This window comes from Streptomyces sp. NPDC026672 (genome assembly GCF_040638185.1).
In the GTDB taxonomy this organism is placed as follows: domain Bacteria; phylum Actinomycetota; class Actinomycetes; order Streptomycetales; family Streptomycetaceae; genus Streptomyces.
Map to the genome: position 1 here is coordinate 133,707 of NZ_JBEZXS010000004.1, position 22,245 is coordinate 155,951.

Below are 22,245 nucleotides of genomic sequence, written 5' to 3' on the forward strand. Positions count from 1 at the left end.
GCGCGGGTCAGCCGGCGGTCAGGCGTACGGGTTCGGTGCCGGCGACGAGCGTGGCGAGGGCGTGGTCGATGTCGGGGCCGAGGTACCAGTCGCCGGTGTGGTCGAGGGTGTAGACGCGGCCCTCGGCGTCGATGGCGAGGAGGGCGCGGGTGTCGGTCTCCTCGCCGAGCGGGCAGACCTCGGTGCCGAGGGCGCGGCCGAGGTCGCCGAGGGTGCGGGCGAGGTGGAGGCCGTGCAGCGGGTCGAGGTGGAACACGGTGGGGGCGACGCGGCGGCCGGGTCCCGTGGGGTTGATGTGCAGGCCGCCGAACTCGGCCCAGGCCTCGACGGCGGCGGGGAAGACGGCGTGCCGGTGTCCGGCGGGTGAGACGTGCTCGCGCAGGGTGTCGGCCCAGACCTCCGCCTGCTTTATGTCCCAGCGCCCGGGCTGCCATCCGGCGTCGCGCAGCGCCGCGTCGACGGGCACGGGAAAGCGGGTGGTCGAGGTGCGGTCGGGGTGCATCTGCCCTTCGTTCGTGTCGTTCGTCGGCGGTGCCGTCGTGTTCCGGTGCCGTGCCGCCGTGTTGCGGCGTGCCGCAGTGGTACGGGCGTGGGTGGTGGGAAGTTCAGTCGTCGCCGGTGGCGGGGTCGACGACGCGCACGCCGAAGTGGGCGGTGAGCGCGGCGCAGGCGCGGCAGGGCGCGGCGAAGCTGCCGTGCAGGGGGTCGCCGTCCTCGCGTATGCGGCGGGCGGTGAGTTTGGCCTGCTTCAGGGCTTTGCGTGCCTCGCCGTTGGTCATGGGTTTGCGGCTGGCGCGTTTGCTGCGGGCGGCGTCGGCGGCGGTGATGTGGCGGGAGACGAGGATGGTCTCGGCGCAGCGGCCGGTGAAGCGGTCGCGCTGGGCGCTGGGGAGGGTGTCGAGGAACTCCTGGACCAGGGGGTGGAGCGCGGGGGCCTGGTCGCCGCGCGCGGCGGTGCCGGTGAGGGTGGCGCCGCGGACGGAGAGGGCGGCGGCGACGGTGGGCAGGATGCCGTCGCGCCGGTGCTGGAGGGCCGGTGCGTGGGACGTCTCGGCATGGCTCCAGCCCACCCGGGGGTCGCCCGAGGTCTCGCCGCGCGGGCCCGTGTGGGGTCCCGTCCGCGTCGCGTTCATGATCGTCATCTCCTCCCGGGTGGCGCCCCGAAGGACACAGAGTGCCAAATGCCGTGGCCGGTGCGGAAGCTGGGGCGGTGCGACACGCCAGGGTTTGGGCAGGCTGTCACGGTGGGGTGACGGCAGGTCACGGAAGCGGAGGGCCGATGACCGGTGTGGGTGAACCGCATAGGCTGTCGGCACCGCGATGCGCGCGGTGCAGGCGTCGGTGACGTTGGAGAGACAGTCGGATACGGGTCGTGGGGCGTCGTGGGCGGCGTGGCCTCGGTCCGTACAGAGTGCCGCAGGGGGCAACCGCGATGACGACAGGTCGGCTCGGGCTGGGGGGACCTCCCGGCAGCCAGGCCGGGGCGCACGCCGCGCCGCCGAACGCGGCCTACGCCGGGCAGGTCGTGCACTTCCCGGATCCGGTCCGGGCGGCGCGTCACCCGAGAGGGGTGCGGGTCGACGAGCGCGGCTATCCCGATTTCTCTCCGTACGCGCGCGCGGCGGCGGAGATCGCGGATCCGCCGGAGGGCTTCGGCGTCGACGAACTGCGGCTGACGGACTACGTGTCGGCGAACGCGGCGTCGGCGGCCTCGGGGCACGAGCTGTGGGGCACGGTGCCGGCGGTGGCGACGCCGCACGGCTGGACGTGGCACCACGTGGTGGGGACGCGGCGGTTGGAGCTGGTCCCGGTCGAGGTGAAGGCGCTGCTGCGGCATCACGGCGGGGTGGCGACGGCGCGGGTGGACCAGGGCAAGCGGGGGACGCGGCCGTTGCAGGAGACGCGGCCGGCGCACTTCGGTCTGCCGAAGTCGGGCGTGGCGGTGACGGAGCAGCAGGTGCAGGGGGTCGAGGAGGACCTGGGGTACCGGCTGCCGGGCGCCTACCGTTCGTTCCTGAAGGCGGCGGGCGGCAGCGCCCCGGTGGACACGGCGCTGGACGCGGAGTTGGGCCTGCTGCTGGACCAGCCGTTCTTCACGGTGCGTGACGAGGCGGCGGTGAACGACCTCGTGTACGTGAACAAGTGCCTCCGGGACCATCTGACGAAGGACTACCTGGGGGTGGGCTTCGTGCAGGGCGGTCTGCTGGCGGTCAAGGTGAAGGGCGAGCGCCCGGGTTCGGTGTGGTTCTGCGCGTACGACGACGCGCGGGACGTGGATCCCTCGTGGTCGCCGGCGGACCGGGTGGAGCGGTTGCTCCTGCCGTGCGGCGACGACTTCGACGTGTTCCTGTCGCGGCTGGCGGGCAGTCCGCCGGAGCTGGAGACGGTGGCGAACCTGATGGTGGACGGCGGCTTCGCGCATGTGGTCCCGGTGTCTTCGGCCGCGGCCGCGGAGGAGTGATTTTCGATGGTGACGTTCGCTCAGGCGCAGGAGCGCGCGGAAGAGTGGATCAACGGGGACGTCCCGGCGTACCAGCACCGTGAGGTGCGGGTGCGGGAGTTCGAGCTCGGATTCATAGTGTGGGGCGAGGACCGGGCGGAGGGTCCGCGGTCGGACGCGGGCGCGCAGCGGCTGGTGATCGCGCGGGACAGCGGTGAGGCGACGCTGTGGCCGGCGCTGCCGGTGGGCGAGGTGATCCGCCGGTACGAGGAGGAGTACGGCGGTGGCGACGAGGTCGCGGACGCGCCGCCGGCTCCCGCGGCGCGGGTGGACCTGAACCAGACGTCGTTCCTGCTGAGTCCTCCGGAGTGGTTGCAGGAGGCGGCGGACAAGCTGGGCATTCCGGATCACCGGTCGTCGGGGGGCGGTGAACTTCCGCAGACGCAGGCGGGGGTGCCGTCGCCTGCGCCCGCGCAGGATGCGGGAGCGGGGGTCGGGGCCGGGGCCGCCGGGGCGGGGACGTCGTGGCCGCCGGCCGGGGGGAGTGGCACGGGTGCCGCCGCGGCCGGTGCGGGTGCCGGTTCCGCCGGTGGGGCCCGGGGTGTCTTCGACGGTTCGGCCGGGGACACGCCGTGGGCCGGTACGGACACCAACTCCGACCTCGGTGACGACCGTTCGGTGCCGCTTCCGGCGACGGTGTTCGCGCCGCCGCTGAGCGAGGCGGACGACCGCACGCCCCCGCCCGCCGCGCCGGAGGCGCAGACGGCGCTGATGTCGGGGGGCAGCCAGCTGCCGCCGACGACGGTGGCCCCGGTGCTCGGCGACTCGCACACGCCGCCCGGCCAGGGCTTCACCCCGGGCGCGCCCGCGGGACCGCACGGTCCTGGTGGTGCGCCGGGTGTGCCGGGTGCGCCTGGTGGGTCGTACGCCGCGGGTGGTGCGCCAGGGGTGCATGGTGGCGGGAGTGCGCCGGGGGCGTCCGGAACGCACGGTGCGCCGGGCGGGCCCCAGGGCCACACGCCCCCGCCGGGTGCGCCGTCCCACGGTCACCAGCAACCCTCGGCGCCGGGCACCCCGCCTCCGCCGCCGGCTCCCACCTACGGCTACCCGCAGGGCCCCGGCGCCCACGGCACCCCGCCGCCACCTCCGCCGGGCACCCCGACGTACGGCTACCCCCAGGGCCAGGGCGCCCAGGGCACCCCGCCCCCGCCCCCGCCGGGTGCTGCCACGTACGGCTATCCGCAGGGTCCGGGCGGTCCGGGTACGCCTCCTCCGCCACAGGCGGGGAGCACCCCGCCTGTGCCGCCGGGTGATGCCACGTACGGCTACCCGCAGGGCCCGGGTGCTCCGGGTACGCCTCCTCCGCCGCCCCAGGTGGGGAGTACTCCGCCTCCTCGGCCGGGTGTTCCCACGTACGGCTACCCGCAGGGGCCCGGTGCTCCGGGTACGCCCCCTGAGGACGCGCCCGGATACGGCTACCCGCAGGCGGCGGACGCCGTCCAGGACGCGCCCCGGCCGCCCGTCGGCCCCGGTGCGCCGAACGCGGCCGACATCGCGGACGCCGCGACGAGCAAGGCGCCGCCGCCGCGCCGCGCGCGTGGGGGAGCGGGTGCGCCACCTCCGCCGCCCGGAGTCCCGGGAGCGCCGGGCGCGCGTCCGGGGAGCGCACCGCCGCCCGCCCCGTCGGCTCCTGGCGCCTACGCGCCCACGCAACTGGTGTCGGCCCTCGGCTCCGACGGCCCCCAGGACGCGCCGCAGCCACCGGGCGCCCCCAACCCGCCCTCCGCGCCGGGCACTCCGGGTGGCACGCCGCCCGGTGACGTCCACCACGCGGCCACCATGTTCGCCGACCCCGGGCTGATGGGCGCGGGTGCGGGCGTGCCGGCCCCGCCGGGCGCCCCGGGCATTCCCGGCGCCCCGGGTGCGCCGGGCGCCCCGCGTCTACCGAACGCGCCCGGCACGTCCGGTGGTCCGGGCACCCCCGGCATGCCGAATCCGCCCGGTGCTCCCGGTGCTCCCGGTGCCCCGGGCACGCCCGGCGTACCCCCCGCCCCCGCGACACCCGGTACTCCGGGCGCACCAGGCGCCCCGCAGCCCCCGGGCGCCCCCGGTATGCCCGGCGCCCCCGGCGCGCAGGGCCCCTCGGGAGGTGCGCGTGGTGCCGTTCACCACGCGGAGACGGTTCTGTCCGCGCCCCCGGCGGGCGGCCCCGGCGTACCCCCGCCGCCGCAGGCACCCGGCATGCCGGGAGCGCCGACGCCGCCCGGCGCACCCGGAGCCCCGGGCACCCCCGGTGTGCCCCCCGTGCCCATGGCGCCCGGCGCACCGCAGCCCATGCCCCCCGGCGCGATGCCGCCCCCGCCGCCGCCCGGCCCCGGGCAGTCGATGCCCGGTCAGCAGCCGGCGTACGGCTACCCGCAGCAGGGGCAGCCGACCGTCGGCCCCGGCTACCAGGCCGTACTGCGCTACCGCGCGCAGGACGGGTCCGAGCAGCAGCTGATCCGGCGTTCGGCGCCGGGCACGCCGCACCCGGAGTGGCAGATCTTCCACGAGCTGCGGGCGATGAACGTGCCGCCGGACAAGGTGCTGGAGCTGCACACGGAGCTGGAGTCGTGCGAGCTGCCCGGGGCGTACTGCGCGCGGATGATCCGGGAGCAGTGGCCGCAGGCGCGGATCACGAGCATCGCGCCCTACGGCACGGACCACGCGAGCCGGCAGCAGGGCATGCAGCAGTTGCTGGCGCACCAGGGCGAGTTGCACCAGGTGGCCGACGGCCCCGCGCGCCCCGCGCCGGTGCGGGCGCCGCTGCCGCCGGTGCAGTCGGCGCCGCCGGTCCCGCCGGAGGCGATCGGGCAGGAGCTGGCGGCGGCGTTCGGGCCGGGTGTGTTCCGGTTCGAGCAGGCCGCGGTGTCACGGCAGGGCGTGCCGCCGATCGTGGCGCACACGCTGGTCGTGGCGGGACTGCCGGCGGACATGGGCCCGTTCTTCTGGGCACAGGTCCAGCCGGGCCGCCCGGTTCCGACGCTGGCGGAGCTGGCGCAGGAGCGCGGTGTGCAGCCGGCCTCGGACGCGGGCTCGTACCTCGTGATGGGCACCGACTTCGGCAAGGCGATCTGCGTGCAGTACGGCACGGCGAACATCGTGGCCGTGCCGGTGGAGTCGGGCCCCGGAGGTGCGCCGGTGCCGCCGCAGTTCGTGAACACGGGCCTGCCGGAGTTCACGCGCTGCCTGGCGCTGCTCGGCCGGATGTGGCGGCTGCGGTTCGGTCTGAACCAGGAGCAGGCGGGCCGCTGGACCGTCGATTTCCAGGCGCAGTTGGCCTCCCTGGACCCGGCGGCGCTGGGTTCGCCGGAGAGCTGGTGGTCGGTGCTGCTGGAGCAGATGTGGGACGGACTGCTCTGACACGGGCGAGTGGGACGGGAGGGCCGGGCCGGTCGTGAGACCGCCCGGCCCTCCGGCGTTCCCGCACCCGGACGACGCAGCGGGCCGTCTGCCGTGCCCCCCGGCCGTGACATTCGCGCGGAGTGTCGCGTTATGAACACTTACGCCCGATCCTTCAAGATGTGCGCGAAATCATCATTTCGTGTGTGTCCGGCGGAGAGGGGTCCCCAGGGTGAGCAGCGCATCGACGTCGCCGCACGGCTTTGTGACCGTCCGGGGGCGCGGCTACCGCCCCGAACAGGTCGACGCCCACGCCGCGGGCATCTCCCGGGCCCGGGACGCCGCGTGGGAACGGGCCGCCCGGCTGACCGTGCTCGTCAGGGAGATGGAGGAGGCGGCGCAACGGCTGCGCGCGACGGTCGCGGGGCTCGCTCCGCAGACGTACGAGAGCCTGGGGGAGCGCGCGGCGGGTTTGTTCCGGCTCGGGATCGAGGAGGCGGCGGCCGTACGGGAGCGGGCGCGGCGTGAGGCGGAAGAACACGGCGCGCGGGCACAGGCGCACGCCCAGGACGTACGCCGAGCGGCGCGGGAGGAGGCGGACGCGCTCCGCGCGGACGCCGAGGAACGCGCCCGCGTGCGGTCGCTCACGGCGCGCGCCGAGGCGGACGACCTCCGTGTGAGCGCCCGGCGCGCGGTGAAGGAGTCGCGCGCCGAGTCCCTGGCCGCACTGCGGGAGGTGCGGCTGCGCACCTCGGCCATGCTCGCCGACCGGGCCGCGGAGCACGCCGAACGGTGGGCCGGCGCCGAGCGCGAGGAGGCCGGGCGGACGGCCGCGTTCGAGGCCCGGTACGCCGAGGCGGTCACCCGCGCGGAGGCCGAGGTGTCGGCGGCGAAGCGGGCGTTCGGCGCGGCGGAGGAGTCGGCACGGCGGACGCGGCACGAGGCCCACGCGCGGGCCGCCGGGATCCTGGCCGCGGCCCGGCTGCACGAGGACCGGATCGCCCGTGACACGGAGCAGTTGCTGCGCGACCACGGGGAGACCTGGGACCAGGTGCAGGCCCAACTGGACCAGGTGCGCGGCAGTCTGGCCGCCCTGACCGGCCGGGCGGTCCCGGAGCGGGCCGCGACGGACGCCGGGTCCTGAGGAGCGACAGGCGTCGGGCCCCGAGGAACGACGGACACCGGCCCCTGGGCCAGGACGCCGATCCCTGGGCCAGGACCCCAACCCCTCGGTGACGGAGGTCGGTCCGTCGGTGACGGAGGTCAGTCCCTCAATACCGGGAACTTCCGCGGCGCCAGGAACAGCAGCACCAGGAACGCCACCGCCGCCGCGCACGCCGCCCCCAGGTACACCGCGTGCACGGCCTCGGCGATCGCGTGCCGGGTCGCCTCCGGTGGCGTACCGGAGTCCAGGTCGCGGGTCACCGAGTCCAGGTCGCCCGCGCCGCCCAGCCGGGACGCCAGCACCCCGTTGGCGATCGCGCCGAAGAGGGCGGCGCCCACGGTCTGCCCGGTCTGCCGGCAGAACAGCACCGAGGCGGTCGTCGTACCGCGCTCCTCCCAGCCCACCGTCGACTGGACGCCCACGATCAGCGGCAGCTGGAACAGGCCCAGCGCGCCGCCGAGCACCAGCATCAGGAGCGTCGGCTGCCAGGCGGCACCCGGGTAGGGCAGGAACGGGAACGCGAACAGGACCAGTGCCGCCGCGCCCATGCCGAGCAGCGCGGTGTCGCGGAAGCCGATGCGCCGGTAGACGTGCTGGCTGAGCGCGGCCGACACCGGCCAGCTCAACGTCCACACGGACAGCACGAAACCGGCCGCGACGGGGGCGAGGCCGAGCACCGACTGCGCGTAGGTCGGCAGGAACACCGACGGCGCCACCATCAGCAGGCCCATCGCGCCCAGCGCGAGGTTGACCGCGGCGATCGTCCGGCGACGCCACACCCAGCCGGGGATGATCGGCTCCGCCGCGCGCCGCTCCACCCACACCACCACCCCGACCAGCACCAGCCCGGTGGCGAAAAGCGCGAGCGACGGCGCGGACAGCCACGGCCACGCCACCCCGCCCTGCACCAGCGCGGTCAGCAGCGCCCCGCCGCTCGCGAACACCGCGAGGGCGCCCGCCCAGTCCACGCGCGGGCGCGAGAGCCGTTCGCGCGCGGGCTCGTGCAGATGACGGACGATCAGCCACAGCGCGGCCGAGCCGATGGGCAGGTTGACGAGGAAGATCCACCGCCAGTCCGCGTACGCCGCGAGCACACCGCCGATGCCGGGTCCCGCGACCGCCGACACGGCCCACACGGTGGACAGCTTGGACTGGATCTTCGGGCGCTCCTTCAGCGGGTAGAGGTCGGCGGCGAGGGTCTGCACGGTGCCCTGCAACGCCCCGCCGCCCAGGCCCTGTACGACGCGGAACGCGATCAGCGAGCCCATGTTCCACGCGAGCGCGCACAGCAGCGACCCGAGCAGGAACACGGCCGCGCCCGCCACCAGCACCGGCTTGCGGCCGAAGGTGTCGGAGAGCTTGCCGTACACGGGGAGGGTGACGGTGACGGCCAGCAGATAGCCCGAGAACAGCCAGGAGAAGACGGAGAACCCGCCGAGGTCGCCGACGATCTGCGGCACGGCCGTGGAGACGACGGTGGAGTCGAGCGCGGCCAGTGCCATCGCCAGCATCAGGGCGGCCACGACCGCCCCCCGGCGAGCGGGCGCGGTGCGCTCGGTGGTGCCCAGTGCCGCGGGTTTCGTACGGCTCACCCGGATCCCTCCCCTGTTCTGTTCGTTTCCCCTTGCATCTATTCGCCGGAGGACAGCTTCCCACTTCACCCGGGCGTGGCGGGAGGGTGGCCGCCCGTCCTCCCACCAGGTGGACGCGACCCCGAGAAGGACTCCACCCGGCGGTGGAGAGCCCTTAGGGGTATCTCCGTACTGAGGGTCGGGGAGGGTTCGTCCCGGCGGAGGACGAGATGGGCCGACGCCGTCCTTAACCTGGCTTTATGCCGCTGGGGGGCGGCAGTCCCACGGGTCGGGGGTGGGGTTTTCCCCCGTGCAAGACGGGGCCGCGCACCAGCGCGCGGTACCCCCGCCGCCCACGAGACTCGTCGACGTAACCACCTCGCACGACCGGCGCGGCACCGCCCGCCGTTCCATCGCCGACCGATTTAGGAGACTTACCGTGACATCGGCTGTGACCACTCCCAGGCACGGGGGTACTGGAGGGCGTACGGCCGTTGCCGCGCGGGCGCGGCAGGTCGTCAAGGCGTACGGGTCCGGGGAGACCAGGGTCGTCGCGCTCGACCACGTCGACGTGGACATCGCACGCGGCCGGTTCACCGCGATCATGGGCCCCTCGGGGTCCGGCAAGTCCACCCTGATGCACTGCCTCGCCGGCCTCGACACCGTGACGAGCGGACAGATCTTCCTGGACGAGACCGAGATCACCGGTCTGAAGGACAAGAAGCTCACCCAACTGCGCCGGGACCGCGTCGGGTTCATCTTCCAGGCGTTCAACCTGCTGCCGACCCTGAGCGCCCTGGAGAACATCACGCTCCCCATGGACATCGCGGGCCGCAAGCCGGACCGGGCCTGGCTGGACCGGGTCGTGGAGACCGTCGGCCTCGCCGGGCGGCTCAAGCACCGGCCCAACCAGCTCTCCGGCGGCCAGCAGCAGCGCGTCGCCGTCGCCCGTGCCCTGGCCGCCCGCCCCGAGATCATCTTCGGTGACGAGCCGACCGGGAACCTCGACTCCCGCGCGGGCGCCGAGGTACTGGGCTTCCTGCGCCGCTCGGTCGACGAACTCGGGCAGACCATCGTGATGGTCACCCACGACCCGGTGGCCGCCTCCTACGCGGACCGGGTGCTGTACCTCGCCGACGGCCGGATCGTCGACGAGATGTACAAGCCCACCGCGGACACCGTCCTCGACCGCATGAAGGACTTTGACGCGCGGGGGCGTACGTCATGACCGTCCTGAAGACCTCCCTGCGCAACTTCTTCGCGCACAAGGGGCGCATGGCCCTGTCGGCGGTCGCCGTGCTGCTGTCCGTGGCCTTCGTGTGCGGCACGCTCGTGTTCACCGACACGATGAACACGACGTTCGACAAGCTGTTCGCGGTGACCGCGTCCGACGTCACCGTCGCCCCCAAGGACGCCAAGAGCGACGAGACGCCGCAGAACGGCGTCCCGCTGTCGCTGCCCGCCGCCGCGCTGACGAAGGTCAGGGCCGCGGACGGTGTGAAGTCCGCCGAGGGCGCGGTCAGTTCGATGAACGTGACCGTCGTGGACTCCGACAACAAGAACATGGGCTCCAGCACCGGCGCCCCGACCATCGCCGGCAACTGGACGTCGAACGACCTGCGGTCCATGGACATCACCTCCGGACACGCCCCGCGCGGGCCGACCGAGGTCATGGTCGACGCCGACACCGCCGACAAGCACCACCTGAAGCTCGGCGACGACCTGCGCACCATCGCCGTCACCGGCGACTTCACCGCCCGTGTCGTCGGCATCGCCACCTTCAAGGTCACCAACCCCGGTGCGGCCGTCGTCTACTTCGACACCGCCACCGCCCAGCGCGAACTGCTCGGCGCCACCGGACGGTTCACCCAGATCAACGTCACCGCGGACACGGGCGTCTCCGACGCGCGGCTCAAGCGGAACGTCGCGGACACCCTCGGCGCGGGCGCCTTCAAGTTCCAGACCGCCAAGGAGAACGCCGACGAGAACCGCAAGGGCGTCGGCGAGTTCATGAACGTGATCAAGTACGCCATGCTCGGCTTCGCCGGGATCGCGTTCCTGGTCGGCATCTTCCTCATCATCAACACCTTCTCGATGCTGGTCGCCCAGCGCACCCGCGAGATCGGCCTCATGCGGGCCATCGGCTCCTCCCGCGGGCAGGTCAACCGCTCCGTGCTCGTCGAGGCGCTGCTGCTCGGCTTCGTCGGCTCGGTCCTCGGCATCGGCGCCGGCGTCGGCATCGCGGTCGGCCTGATGAAGCTGATGGGCGCCGTCGGCATGGACCTGTCGACCCGGGACCTCACGGTCAAGGCCACCACCCCCGTCGTCGGCCTGCTGCTCGGTGTGATCGTCACCGTCCTCGCCGCCTACCTGCCCGCACGCCGCGCGGGCAAGGTCTCCCCGATGGCCGCGCTGCGCGACGCGGGCACCCCCGCCGACGGCCGGGCCGGCCTGGTCCGCGCCCTGATCGGCCTGGTCCTCACCGGAGCCGGCGCCGCCGCCCTGTACGCGGCGGCCACCGCGACCAAGGCGAGCGAGGGCTCCCTCGTCCTCGGCGTGGGCATCGTCCTCACCCTGATCGGCTTCGTCGTCATCGGCCCGCTGCTGGCCGGCGGCGTCGTACGGGTGATCAGCGCGGTGCTGCTGCGGGTCTTCGGCCCCGTCGGCCGCATGGCCGAGCGCAACGCGCTGCGCAACCCGCGGCGCACCGGAGCCACCGGCGCCGCCCTGATGATCGGCCTCGCGCTGGTCGCCTGCCTGTCGGTGGTCGGCTCCTCCATGGTCGCCTCCGCCACCAGCGAACTCGACAAGTCGGTCGGCGCGGACTTCATCGTCCAGGGCAACCAGCCGATCGTCCCGCAGGCCGAGCGGGCCATGGAGCACACGCCGGGCCTCGCCCACGTGACCCGCTACAAGGTGCTCGACGCCACCCTGACCTCGCCCGACGGCAGGAAGGACGACTCCGGGCTGACCGCCGCCGACCCGTCGTACGCCGACGACCTGCGCCGCCCGGTCACCGAGGGCACCCTCAAGGACGCCTACGCCCCCGGCGCGATGTCGGTCGGCTCCGACTACGCCAAGAAGCACGGCGTGCACGTCGGCGACACGATCACCGTCGCCTTCAAGGGCGGCGACACGGCGCGGCTGAAGGTCGCGGCGATCACCGACGACTCCACCGCCATCGACCAGGGCGCCCGCTACACCAGTATGACCACGATGGAGAAGTACGTCCCCAAGAGCCAGATCCCGCCGAACGTGATCATGTTCGCCAAGGCGGAGGACGGCAAGGAGAAGCAGGCGTACGCCGCCCTGAAGCAGGCGATGAAGCCCTACCCGACCTACCAGGTCCGGGACCAGACCGACTACAAGCAGGAACTCAAGGACCAGGTCGGCCAGCTCCTGAACATGGTCTACGGCCTGCTCGCCCTGGCGATCGTCGTCGCGGTCCTCGGTGTCGTCAACACCCTGGCCCTGTCGGTGGTCGAGCGGACGAGGGAGATCGGCCTCATGCGGGCCATCGGCCTCTCCCGCCGCCAACTGCGCCGCATGATCCGTCTGGAGTCCGTGGTCATCGCCCTCTTCGGCGCCCTGCTCGGCCTCGGCCTGGGCATGGGCTGGGGCGCGACCGCGCAGAAGCTCCTCGCCCTGGAGGGCCTGGGCGTCCTGGACATCCCCTGGCCCACCATCATCGCCGTCTTCGCCGGCTCGGCCTTCGTGGGCCTGTTCGCCGCCCTGATCCCGGCGTTCCGGGCGGGCCGGATGAACGTACTGAACGCCATCGCGACCGACTAGCCGCACGGCTCCGGCCGACGGCACGACCACCGCACACGGGGGTTGCGGGGGACCCGGCGCCGGGAAGTCCTGAGGGACTTCCCGGCGCCGGGCTTGCCCGTGCCCGCCGGGGTCCCGAGGCCCGCCCGTGATCACGTGCGAAGCCACGTTGTCCACAGGCACCGGCACGAGACGGAGCCAAGTCGTACGCTGGAGACCCCCGGCCCACCACAGGTGTCGGGCTTTTAGCGTTGCCCACCTCCCGGACGGAAACACCCCTCCATGAGCCTGCACGGTCTGCTCGACGCCGTCGTCAAGGACGCCGCCCTCGCGGAAGCGATCAAGGCGGCAGCGGACGGCAACCGCATGCACGTCGACCTCGTCGGCCCCCCGGCGGCCCGCCCCCTCGCGGTCGCCGCGCTGGCCCGAGAGTCGGGCCGCCCCGTGCTGGCGGTGACGGCGACGGGCCGCGAGGCCGAGGACCTGGCCGCCGCCCTGCGCTCCCTGCTGCCGGCCGACGGCGTCGTCGACTACCCGTCCTGGGAGACCCTCCCGCACGAGCGCCTCAGCCCCCGCAGCGACACCGTCGGCCGCCGCCTCGCCGTCCTGCGCCGCCTCGCCCACCCCAGCACCGACGACCCCGGGGCCGGCCCCGTCTCCGTCGTCGTCGCCCCCGTGCGCTCCGTGCTCCAGCCGCAGGTCAAGGGCCTCGGCGACCTGGAACCCGTGGCCCTGAGGGCGGGCCGGACCGCCGACCTCAACGCGGTCGTGGACGCCCTCGGCGCGGCGGCGTACGCGCGCGTGGAGCTGGTCGAGAAGCGCGGCGAGTTCGCCGTGCGCGGCGGCATCCTCGACGTGTTCCCGCCCACCGAGGAACACCCCCTGCGCGTCGAGTTCTGGGGCGACGACGTCGAGGAGATCCGCTACTTCAAGGTCGCCGACCAGCGCTCCCTGGAGATCGCCGAGCACGGCCTGTGGGCGCCGCCCTGCCGTGAGCTGCTGCTGACGGACGACGTCCGCGCCCGCGCGCGTGCCCTCGCCGAACAACACCCCGAGCTGGGCGAACTGCTCGGCAGGATCGCCGAGGGCATCGCCGTCGAGGGCATGGAGTCCCTCGCGCCCGTCCTCGTCGACGACATGGAACTGCTCATGGACGTCCTGCCCAAGGGCGCCATGACCGTGGTGTGCGACCCGGAGCGGGTCCGGACCCGCGCCGCCGACCTGGTCGCCACCTCGCAGGAGTTCCTCCAGGCGTCCTGGGCGGCCACCGCGGGCGGCGGCGAGGCGCCCATCGACGTCGGCGCGGCCTCCCTGTGGTCCATCGCGGACGTCCGCGACCGCGCGCGCGAGCTGGACATGATGTGGTGGTCGGTGTCCCCGTTCGCCGCCGACGAGGAACCGGGCTCGGACACCCTCAAGCTGGGCATGCACGCCACCGAGACCTACCGCGGCGACACCGCGAAGGCGCTCGCCGACACCAAGGGCTGGCTCGCCGACGGCTGGCGCACGGTCTTCGTGACCGAGGGCCACGGCCCGGCGGCCCGCACCGTCGAGGTGCTCGGCGGCGAGGGCGTCGCCGCCCGCCTGGACGTCGACCTCGGGGAGATCTCCCCGTCGGTGGTGCACGTGGCGTGCGGCTCGATCGACTACGGCTTCGTCGACCCGGCGCTCAGACTCGCCGTCCTCACCGAGACCGACCTGTCCGGCCAGAAGGCCGCCGGCCGCGACGGCGCCCGCATGCCCGTCCGCCGCCGCAAGACCATCGACCCGCTCACCCTGGAGCCGGGCGACTACATCGTCCACGAGCAGCACGGCGTCGGCCGCTACATCGAGATGGTCCAGCGCACCGTCCAGGGCGCCACCCGCGAGTACCTGGTCGTGGAGTACGCCCCCGCCAAGCGCGGCCAGCCCGGCGACCGGCTCTACATCCCCACCGACCAGCTGGAGCAGATCACCAAGTACGTCGGCGGCGAGGCCCCCACCCTGCACCGCCTCGGCGGCGCCGACTGGACCAAGACCAAGGCCCGCGCGAAGAAGGCGGTCAAGGAGATCGCCGCCGACCTGATCAAGCTCTACAGCGCGCGCATGGCCGCCCCCGGCCACGCCTTCGGCACGGACACCCCCTGGCAGCGCGAGCTGGAGGACGCCTTCCCGTACGCCGAGACGCCCGACCAGCTCACCACGATCGCCGAGGTCAAGGACGACATGGAGAAGTCGGTCCCGATGGACCGGCTGGTCTGCGGCGACGTGGGCTACGGCAAGACCGAGATCGCGGTCCGCGCCGCCTTCAAGGCCGTCCAGGACGGCAAGCAGGTGGCCGTGCTCGTCCCGACCACGCTGCTGGTGCAGCAGCACTTCGGCACGTTCGGCGAGCGGTACGCGCAGTTCCCCGTCAACGTCCGCGCCCTGTCCCGCTTCCAGACCGACACCGAGGCCAAGGCCGTCCTGGAGGGACTCAAGGACGGCGCGGTCGACGTCGTCATCGGCACGCACCGCCTGTTCGCCTCGGAGACGAAGTTCAAGGACCTCGGCCTGGTCATCGTCGACGAGGAGCAGCGCTTCGGCGTCGAGCACAAGGAGCAGCTGAAGAAGCTCCGCGCCAACGTCGACGTCCTGACGATGTCCGCGACGCCGATCCCGCGCACCCTGGAGATGGCGGTTACCGGCATCCGCGAGATGTCGACGATCACCACCCCGCCGGAGGAGCGCCACCCGGTGCTCACGTTCGTCGGGCCGTACGAGCAGAAGCAGATCGGCGCCGCGATCCGCCGCGAACTGCTGCGCGAGGGCCAGGTCTTCTACATCCACAACCGGGTCGAGTCCATCGACCGCGCGGCGGCCCGGCTGCGCGAGATCGTCCCCGAGGCGCGGATCGCCACCGCCCACGGCCAGATGTCCGAGTCGGCGCTCGAACAGGTCGTCGTGGACTTCTGGGAGAAGAAGTTCGACGTCCTGGTCTCGACGACGATCGTCGAGTCCGGCATCGACATCTCCAACGCCAACACCCTGATCGTGGAGCGCGGCGACACCTTCGGCCTCTCCCAGCTCCACCAGCTGCGCGGCCGGGTCGGGCGCGGACGCGAGCGCGGGTACGCGTACTTCCTGTACCCGCCGGAGAAGCCGCTGACCGAGACCGCCCACGAACGCCTGGCCACCATCGCCCAGCACACCGAGATGGGCGCGGGCATGTACGTGGCGATGAAGGACCTGGAGATCCGCGGCGCCGGCAACCTGCTCGGCGGGGAGCAGTCCGGGCACATCGCGGGCGTCGGCTTCGACCTGTACGTGCGCATGGTCGGCGAGGCGGTCGCCGACTACCGGCGGCAGCTGGAGACGGGGGAGATCGAGGAGGAGACGCCGCTGGAGGTCAAGATCGAGCTGCCGGTCGACGCGCACGTCCCGCACGACTACGCGCCCGGCGAGCGGCTGCGCCTCCAGGCGTACCGGGCGATCGCCTCCGCCGACTCGGAGGAGGACATCAAGGCGGTGCGGGAGGAACTCGTCGACCGCTACGGCCAGTTGCCCGAGCCGGTGGAGAACCTGCTGCTGGTGGCCGGGCTGCGGATGCTGGCGCGGGCGTGCGGCGTGGGCGAGATCGTCCTCCAGGGCACCAACATCCGCTTCGCCCCGGTGGAGTTGCGCGAGTCGCAGGAACTCCGCCTCAAGCGCCTCTACCCGGGCACGGTCATCAAGCCGGCCGCGCACCAAGTGCTGGTCCCACGCCCGAAGACCGCGAAGGTCGGCGGCAAGCCGCTGGTCGGCCGCGATCTCCTGGGCTGGGTGGGCGAGTTCCTGGCGTCGGTACTGGGGTCGTAGGCCACGTTTCCGAGGCGGCCCGGGGGTCGTAGGCCAGGTCTCTGAGGCGGCCCGGGGGCTGGGGTCGTAGGGCGCGGTTCCGCGGCGGCCCGGGTGCGGAGTCGTAGAACACGTTCCCGAGGTGGCCCGGGGCCGGCTCCCGCGTACGCTCGCGCGGTCCTGCCCCCGCCCCCGGCCGCCCACAGGGCCGAACGCGCCCGGTGACGCACCCGGGTTGCCTCGTGCGCCCCGTGGGCCCACTGTCCCCGGCGTCCCTTCCTGCGGTTACCGTGGGTCGGGTTGTGATCCGCCCGTGCGGGGGCGGACCCGAGGCAAGGGGGGACGCGCGTGAGGCGTCTGAAGGGCGGCGCCCTCGCCGCCGTGGTCGTGATGGCCACCGCGGCAGGCTGCACCGACCAGCTGGACCAGGGCACTTCGGGACCGGAGCGGACGGGGAGCGGGGGCGCCGCCCTGACCGCCGCCGAGTCACTGCCCGTCAAGGGCCGCGCCCCGAAGACGGGTTACTCCCGCACCCGCTTCGGCACGGCCTGGGCCGACACCGACTCCAACTCCTGCGACACCCGCGACGACATCCTCAAGCGCGACCTGAAGGAGGTGAAGTTCACCGACGGCGACTGCAAGGTCTCGTCCGGCGTCCTCGAACCCGACCCCTACTCCGGCAAGGACGTCACCTACCGGCGCGGCCGCAGCCTGGTGGACATCGACCACGTCGTCGCCCTCTCGGACGCCTGGCAGAAGGGCGCCAAGTACTGGGACCCCAGCAAGCGCATAGCCCTGGCCAACGACCCCCTCAACCTCCTGGCCGTCGACGCGAGCACCAACCGCGGCAAGGGCGACGGTGACACGGCGACCTGGCTGCCGCCCAACACGTCGTACCGCTGTGTCTACGTGGCCGCGCAGGTCGCCGTGAAGAAGAAGTACGGCCTGTGGGTCAGTTCCGCCGAACAGGCCGCGATGAAGAAGGTCCTCACCGGTTGCCCCGGCCAGAAGCTCCCCTCGGGCGGCAACCCCACCAACGCCCCGTCCCGCTTCCACGCCCGCTGATCGGGGTGGATGCGGCTCGGACGGGTACGGCCCGGGCGGGGCTCAGCCGCCGAGCTTGTCCAGGTCGATGATCGTGCCGGAGGGCTTCGTGGCGGGCACCGGCTTCTCGTAGTCGCCGAACGTGAGCGTTCCGGGGTCCTTGTCCGAGACGCTGTCGATCCGCAGCACGTACGGCTTGCCCTCGGTGGCGACGTACAGCGTGTACCGGTCCTTGCCGTCCTTCTCGTGCAGCACGATGGCCGGCGTGCCGTCGACGGTCGTCGTCTTCCCGCGCGTGGCGTCCGACTCGACGCCGTCGGCGCCGTCGAGCACCGAGTCCAGGTCGCAGAAGCCGGCGATGTCCTTGGCGTCCTGGCCCGTCGCGGCCATCTTGGTCCACTTGCCGGCCAGCATCGCCACGGCCGCGTCGGTGTCGGCCTTGGACTCGCCCTTGCTCTGGGCGCGCAGGAACGCCTCGTCGTACTTCATGTAGACGGTGTCGCCGGTCTTGACGAGATCGGCCTTGCCCTCGCCGCCCATGCTCATCGTGCCGGCGCATTCGCCCTTGGTGTTCAGGGCCATGTCGACGGTGATGGTGCCGTCGCTCTCGTCGTCGGCGATGTCGCCCTTCATCCGGAGGGAGGAGGCGCCGGTGGTGGCCTTCAGGGCGCGTTCGGCGATCTCGCCGCCGCTCAGCCCGGCGAACGGGCCCTTCGGCTTGCTGTCGGCCTGGTCCTGTCCGGGCAGACAGCCGGTGAGCCCCGCGGTGGCCGCGGCGGCGAGGCAGAGGGCGGCAAGTGCGGTGCGACGCATGGGAGTTCCTTGGTGGAGAGTCGGGGTGATGAGCTGTGCGGTGTGCGGGTGGGTGCACGGGCGCGCGGTGATGCCAGGGCCCGGGGTGTGCTGCCGGGGGTGACGCATGGGGGGTGAGGTGGGGGGTGGCGCGGTGGTGCGTGGATGCCGATGCCGTACGGCGTCCGGCGTCCGGCATCCGGTCAGGCGGTCTTCTTCCAGTCGCCGCAGCCGGTGGTCTTGAAGTAGCCGTCGGTCGCCTTGAGGGTGACGACGGCGGTGCCGGTCACGTTGTTGTTGGCGATGATCGAGTCGAGCCCGTGGTCGGCGTCCTTGGTGCGCTCCCAGTAGCAGGAGTCGTCGGTGTTGCCGGTCGACCGGTACGTCCCCGGCGCGATGTCGGTGCCGACCTCGAACATGCCGCCGTCGCCGGCCATCGAGGACGCGGGGGTCCCCTTCGCCTTGGGGTCGACCGCCTCCCAGTCCTTGCAGCCGCTGGACTTGAACAGCTTGTCGCCGGCCTTGACGGTGACGTAGCTGGTGCCGGTGACGTTGTCGTTGGCCAGTAGCGAGTCGGTCTCGCCGCTGGCGTCCTTGGCCCGCTCCCAGTAGCACATGCCGTCGGTGTTGCCGGTGGTGCGATACGTACCGGGCTTCACGTCCTTGCCGACCTGGAAGTCGCCGTCCCCCGAGAACGCGACCTTCTTCTTGACGGCCGCCTTGGTGCTGCCGCTCCTGGCCTTCGTACCGCCGGAGGTGTGCGGGGCGGACGCGGAGGCGCCCTTGCCGGAACCGCCGTCCTTGCCGTCGGCCCCGTCGCTCCCGTCGTGGCTGCCGGCATTGGCCGACACGACGGCGATGACGGCGAATCCCACGACGGCCCCCACCAAGATCTTGCCCTTCATGCCCATGGGTGTCCCCTCCCCGAAGTGGCAACCGCCCCTGATCGACGATCGCCCGTTCGCTGGGTCAATGACATCAGAGCCTGTGAACCGAGTCAACACGATTCACGTAATGGTGTGAGTACACGGTCGTGAATGCATGGAAAGTGAGTGCGTCGGTATGCTTGATGTCACACATGGGATGAGGGGAGCGGGGCGGGTGCAGGACAACGCGACAGAGGTGACCGCGGCCGGGATCGCACGGCTCGCCGGCGTCGGCCGTGCCGCCGTCAGCAACTGGCGCCGCCGGCACGCCGACTTCCCCAAGCCCGTCGGCGGCACCGAGACCAGCCCCTCCTTCGCCCTCGCCGAGGTCGAGGCATGGCTGCGCAAGCAGGGCAAACTCGCCGAGGTCCCGCTGCGCGAACGCGTCTGGCAGCAGCTCACCGGACACCCGGAGGGCCCGGTCGCCGCCCTGGTGCACGCCGGCTGCGTCCTCCTGCTCATCCATGAGCGCCCCACCGTCTGGCTGGAGGCGAGCGCCGGTTCCGACGAGCGGCTGGCCGCGATGCTGCCCGCCGCGCTCGACGAGGTGCTGGTCCCGCGCTTCGGCGCGGTGCGCGGACGGCGGGTGCGAGAGGGGCGGGACATGGGCGGGGCGGCGGGTGTGAACCTGGCGGTTCCTGTGAACAGTCCGGCCCCCGCTCACACGCCGCCCGCCGTGAACGCCGAGCCGGGTGTGAACGCTCCGCCCCCTGTTCACACGTCGCCGCCCGTTCACGACGCACCCCTCGTTCACACCCAGCGGCCCGTGAACGCCTCGCATTCCATGAGCACCCCCCGCTCTGTGAACACCACCCATCCTGTGAACAGCCATCCCGCCGTTCACACCCCCGCCGGCCCCGATCTCCTCCCCTCCACCCCCCTCCTCCGCGGCGTGGCCGAACTCGCCGCGGACATCGGTGCCCGGCAGACCTTCGAGTTCCTGCTGGGACGGCACCTGGACGCGAACCCGCGGCAGTACACGCTCACCCCCGCCGAACTCGCCCGGCTCATGGCCGACCTCGCCGGCCCCGCCCGCACCGTCCTCGACCCCGCCTGCGGCACCGGCGCCCTGCTGCGGGCCGTGGGCGCGCGCCCCGAGCAGGAGCTCTACGCCCAGGACAGCGCACCCGACCTCGCCGCGCTCGCCGCGCTGCGGCTCGCGCTGCGGACGCGCGCCGTCGTGCGCGGGGCGGCCGGGGACACGCTGCGCGCCGACGCGTACCCCGACCTGCGCGCCGACGCCGTCCTGTGCCACCCGCCCTTCAACGAGCGCAACTGGGGCCACGACGAACTCGCCTACGACGCCCGCTGGGAGTACGGCTTCCCCGCGCGGACCGAGTCCGAGCTGGCCTGGGTGCAGCACGCGCTCGCGCGGCTGACCGACGGCGGCACCGCCGTGCTGCTCATGCCGCCCGCCGCCGCCTCCCGGCGCTCGGGCCGCCGTATCCGCGCCGACCTGCTGCGCCGCGGCGCGCTGCGGGCCGTCGTGGCGCTGCCGGTGGGCGCGGCGCCGCCGTACAACATCCCGCTGCACGTGTGGGTGCTGCGCCGTCCCGACCGGACGCCGGCGCAGCCCGAGGTGCTGCTCGTGGACACCGGCCGGTTCGCCACCGAGGGGCGCGGCGGTCCGGACTGGCAGGCCGTCCGCGACGCGGTGCTCGACGCCTGGCACGCCTTCGACCGCGCGGGAGGGCAGGCCGAGCGGCCGGGCCTCGCGCGTGGCGTGCCGGTGATCGAACTGCTCGACGACGACGTCGACCTGGCCCCTGCCCGTCACCTCCCGCCGCCCACCGAGGCCGACGGCGCCGAGCAGCTCGCCGCCGTGCGGGATCGGCTCGGCGAGACCCTGCGGCTGACCGGCACGCTCACCCCGCCGCCCCCCGAGTCCGCGCGGCCCGCGCGCTGGCCGCTGACCACCGTCGGCGAACTCGCGCGCGGGGGCGCCCTGGTGCTGCGCACGGGCGGGAACGGCGGTCGCGCGCGGGTGCCCGTCCTCACCGACCACGACGTCCTCGCGGGCACCGGGCCCTCCGGGACGCTGCCCGAGAGCGACGAGGAGGCGGTGCTGACCGAGCCCGGCGACGTCGTCGTGCCGGTGGTCGGGGGCGGCTCCATGGCGCGCGTCGTCGACGGGGAGACCGCCGGCGCCGCCCTGGGGCGCAGCCTCGTGCTGCTGCGCCCCGACCCCGCGGCGCTCGACCCGTGGTTCCTCGCCGGGTTCCTGCGCGGCACCGCCAACAACCGCCAGGCCAGCAGCTACGCGTCCACCGCGACCCGGCTCGACGTGCGCCGCCTCCAGCTGCCCCGGCTGCCGCTCGACGAACAGCGGCGCTACGGCGCGCGGTTCCGGGCGCTCGACGAGTTCGAGCGGGCGCTGCGGCACGCGGGCCGGCTCGGGGACCAGCTCGTGCGCGGGATGTACGACGGCCTCACGGACGGCACGGTGGCCCCGTCCTGAGGCGCCCGACACGTCCCGGGAGTCCGGCTCGTCCCGGGAGTCCGGAACGTCCGGCTCCGTGCATCCGGGACGGCACCCGCGGCGTCGTACAGGGGGGAGCGGCACGGCAACGGTTCGGTACAACCCGGGACCGCTTGTCCGTGGCGGGCCATATGCTCGAAGCGACAAGCGCAGGACCGGCGTTGCCCGTGCGACGTCCCGCGCCGGACGGGTACGCCCTCTTCAGGCATCAGGAGCAGCCATGCAAGGCCACGGCTACGCACAGCCGGTGAAGCAGCCGCCGCCCACAGCGTGGCTGGTCTTCCTGCGTGTGCTGTTCGTGGCAGTGGCCTTCCTCAGCATCGGCTTCCTGACGTGGACGCTGCTGCTGCGCCTGGCCGTCGTGACGCGCAAGTCGCTGGACTGGGGGCTGTTCGTGGCGGTGCTGACGGCCGACGTCCTCAGCATCGTGCTGCTGGCCAGCGAGCCCGGCGACGAGATACACACCACCGGCGGCTACGTGGCGCTCACCCTGCTCCTCGGCACCCTGCTGGCCGCGGTCGCCTACTACCTGGCGGCGGACATCCACCACTTCCAGGGGCTCGCCGAGGGATACCGCGCGCGGCTCGCGATGGGCCCGGCCTACGGCTATCCGCAGCCGCCGTCGCCGTACACCGCGACGACCGTGCCGATCGTGCCCCAGACCCGGGCCCCGCACCCGCAACCCCAGCCCCACCCCGGGCCGCCGCAGCCGCACACCCCGCCCCCGATGCCGCCCGCGCCGCAGCAGCCGCCCGTGTCCGGTCCGCCCCAGCGCCCGGCGCCCGCCCGCATCGACCAGGTGCGCGCCGAACTCGACGAGCTGAGCGACTACCTGCGCAAGCACGACGGCCACCACGAGGGCGGAAGGTGAGCGTGGCGAC

Annotated in this window: 14 protein-coding genes; 9 read left to right on the forward strand and 5 right to left on the reverse strand. The window is 73.5% G+C overall.

From position 1 onward, the window contains the following. Positions 1–7: 7 nt before the first annotated feature. Positions 8–502 carry an SUKH-3 domain-containing protein gene (locus tag AB0F77_RS05485; RefSeq protein ID WP_361941852.1) on the reverse strand — a complete coding sequence of 165 codons (495 nt, stop codon included), beginning with the start codon at positions 500–502 and terminating at the stop codon, positions 8–10. A 103-nt stretch (positions 503–605) separates the two neighbouring features. After that, complete coding sequence (locus tag AB0F77_RS05490; RefSeq protein WP_361941855.1) at positions 606–1,142, reverse strand: YwqJ-related putative deaminase; 537 nt, start codon at positions 1,140–1,142, stop codon at positions 606–608. 290 nt (positions 1,143–1,432) lie between these two features. Between AB0F77_RS05490 and AB0F77_RS05495 the strand changes: the two genes are divergently transcribed. The 3 genes from AB0F77_RS05495 (at position 1,433) to AB0F77_RS05505 (ending at position 6,965) form a co-directional block, all read left to right on the forward strand. After that, a complete protein-coding gene (locus tag AB0F77_RS05495; protein ID WP_361941857.1) occupies positions 1,433–2,461 on the forward strand; it encodes an SMI1/KNR4 family protein in 1,029 nt (342 codons plus the stop codon). Positions 2,462–2,467: 6 nt separating this feature from the next. Then, entirely contained in the window at positions 2,468–5,842 is a 3,375-nt protein-coding gene (locus AB0F77_RS05500; protein WP_361941860.1) for an SUKH-4 family immunity protein, read from the forward strand. Positions 5,843–6,053: 211 nt separating this feature from the next. After that, complete coding sequence (locus AB0F77_RS05505) at positions 6,054–6,965, forward strand: cellulose-binding protein (RefSeq protein WP_361941862.1); 912 nt, start codon at positions 6,054–6,056, stop codon at positions 6,963–6,965. 119 nt (positions 6,966–7,084) lie between these two features. Here the strand turns inward: AB0F77_RS05505 and AB0F77_RS05510 are convergent, their stop codons facing one another. Further along, entirely contained in the window at positions 7,085–8,578 is a 1,494-nt protein-coding gene (locus AB0F77_RS05510; RefSeq protein WP_361941865.1) for an MFS transporter, read from the reverse strand. A gap of 418 nt (positions 8,579–8,996) precedes the next feature. Here AB0F77_RS05510 and AB0F77_RS05515 point away from each other — a divergent pair, with 418 nt between their 5' ends. From AB0F77_RS05515 to AB0F77_RS05530, 4 genes are all read left to right on the forward strand, one after another. Beyond that, positions 8,997–9,785: an ABC transporter ATP-binding protein gene (locus tag AB0F77_RS05515; RefSeq protein ID WP_361941868.1), complete on the forward strand. Its 789-nt coding sequence runs from the start codon at positions 8,997–8,999 to the stop codon at positions 9,783–9,785. After that, a complete protein-coding gene (locus AB0F77_RS05520; RefSeq protein ID WP_361941871.1) occupies positions 9,782–12,349 on the forward strand; it encodes an FtsX-like permease family protein in 2,568 nt (855 codons plus the stop codon). Before AB0F77_RS05515 ends, AB0F77_RS05520 begins: the two co-directional genes overlap by 4 nt. Positions 12,350–12,610: 261 nt before the next feature. Next, positions 12,611–16,144: a transcription-repair coupling factor gene (gene mfd, locus AB0F77_RS05525; RefSeq protein WP_361941873.1), complete on the forward strand. Its 3,534-nt coding sequence runs from the start codon at positions 12,611–12,613 to the stop codon at positions 16,142–16,144. Between the two features lie 327 nt (positions 16,145–16,471). Continuing rightward, entirely contained in the window at positions 16,472–17,188 is a 717-nt protein-coding gene (locus AB0F77_RS05530; protein ID WP_361941875.1) for an HNH endonuclease family protein, read from the forward strand. A gap of 42 nt (positions 17,189–17,230) precedes the next feature. Here AB0F77_RS05530 and AB0F77_RS05535 read toward each other — a convergent pair whose 3' ends face one another. After that, the gene (locus AB0F77_RS05535; RefSeq protein ID WP_361941878.1) at positions 17,231–17,980 is read right to left on the reverse strand and encodes a hypothetical protein; all 750 of its coding nucleotides are present in this window, start codon (positions 17,978–17,980) and stop codon (positions 17,231–17,233) included. Positions 17,981–18,162: 182 nt separating this feature from the next. Then, positions 18,163–18,870: a hypothetical protein gene (locus AB0F77_RS05540; RefSeq protein ID WP_361941881.1), complete on the reverse strand. Its 708-nt coding sequence runs from the start codon at positions 18,868–18,870 to the stop codon at positions 18,163–18,165. Positions 18,871–19,060: 190 nt separating this feature from the next. Here AB0F77_RS05540 and AB0F77_RS05545 point away from each other — a divergent pair, with 190 nt between their 5' ends. Together AB0F77_RS05545 and AB0F77_RS05550 are read left to right on the forward strand one after the other, a co-directional pair. After that, positions 19,061–21,343: an N-6 DNA methylase gene (locus AB0F77_RS05545; protein WP_361941884.1), complete on the forward strand. Its 2,283-nt coding sequence runs from the start codon at positions 19,061–19,063 to the stop codon at positions 21,341–21,343. Positions 21,344–21,584: 241 nt separating this feature from the next. Further along, positions 21,585–22,235, forward strand: a complete 651-nt coding sequence (locus AB0F77_RS05550) for a hypothetical protein (protein ID WP_361941887.1) — start codon at positions 21,585–21,587, stop codon at positions 22,233–22,235. The last annotated feature ends 10 nt before the right edge of the window (positions 22,236–22,245 follow it).

What these genes read in the sequence shown, in the direction of transcription:
- AB0F77_RS05485 (WP_361941852.1), bottom strand. Translation starts at nt 502, where the DNA reads ATGCACCCCGACCGCACCTCGACCACCCGCTTTCCCGTGCCCGTCGAC.
- AB0F77_RS05490 (WP_361941855.1), bottom strand. Translation starts at nt 1,142, where the DNA reads ATGACGATCATGAACGCGACGCGGACGGGACCCCACACGGGCCCGCGC.
- AB0F77_RS05495 (WP_361941857.1), top strand. Translation starts at nt 1,433, where the DNA reads ATGACGACAGGTCGGCTCGGGCTGGGGGGACCTCCCGGCAGCCAGGCC.
- AB0F77_RS05500 (WP_361941860.1), top strand. Translation starts at nt 2,468, where the DNA reads ATGGTGACGTTCGCTCAGGCGCAGGAGCGCGCGGAAGAGTGGATCAAC.
- AB0F77_RS05520 (WP_361941871.1), top strand. Translation starts at nt 9,782, where the DNA reads ATGACCGTCCTGAAGACCTCCCTGCGCAACTTCTTCGCGCACAAGGGG.
- mfd (WP_361941873.1), top strand. Translation starts at nt 12,611, where the DNA reads ATGAGCCTGCACGGTCTGCTCGACGCCGTCGTCAAGGACGCCGCCCTC.
- AB0F77_RS05535 (WP_361941878.1), bottom strand. Translation starts at nt 17,980, where the DNA reads ATGCGTCGCACCGCACTTGCCGCCCTCTGCCTCGCCGCCGCGGCCACC.
- AB0F77_RS05540 (WP_361941881.1), bottom strand. Translation starts at nt 18,870, where the DNA reads ATGGGCATGAAGGGCAAGATCTTGGTGGGGGCCGTCGTGGGATTCGCC.
- AB0F77_RS05550 (WP_361941887.1), top strand. Translation starts at nt 21,585, where the DNA reads ATGCAAGGCCACGGCTACGCACAGCCGGTGAAGCAGCCGCCGCCCACA.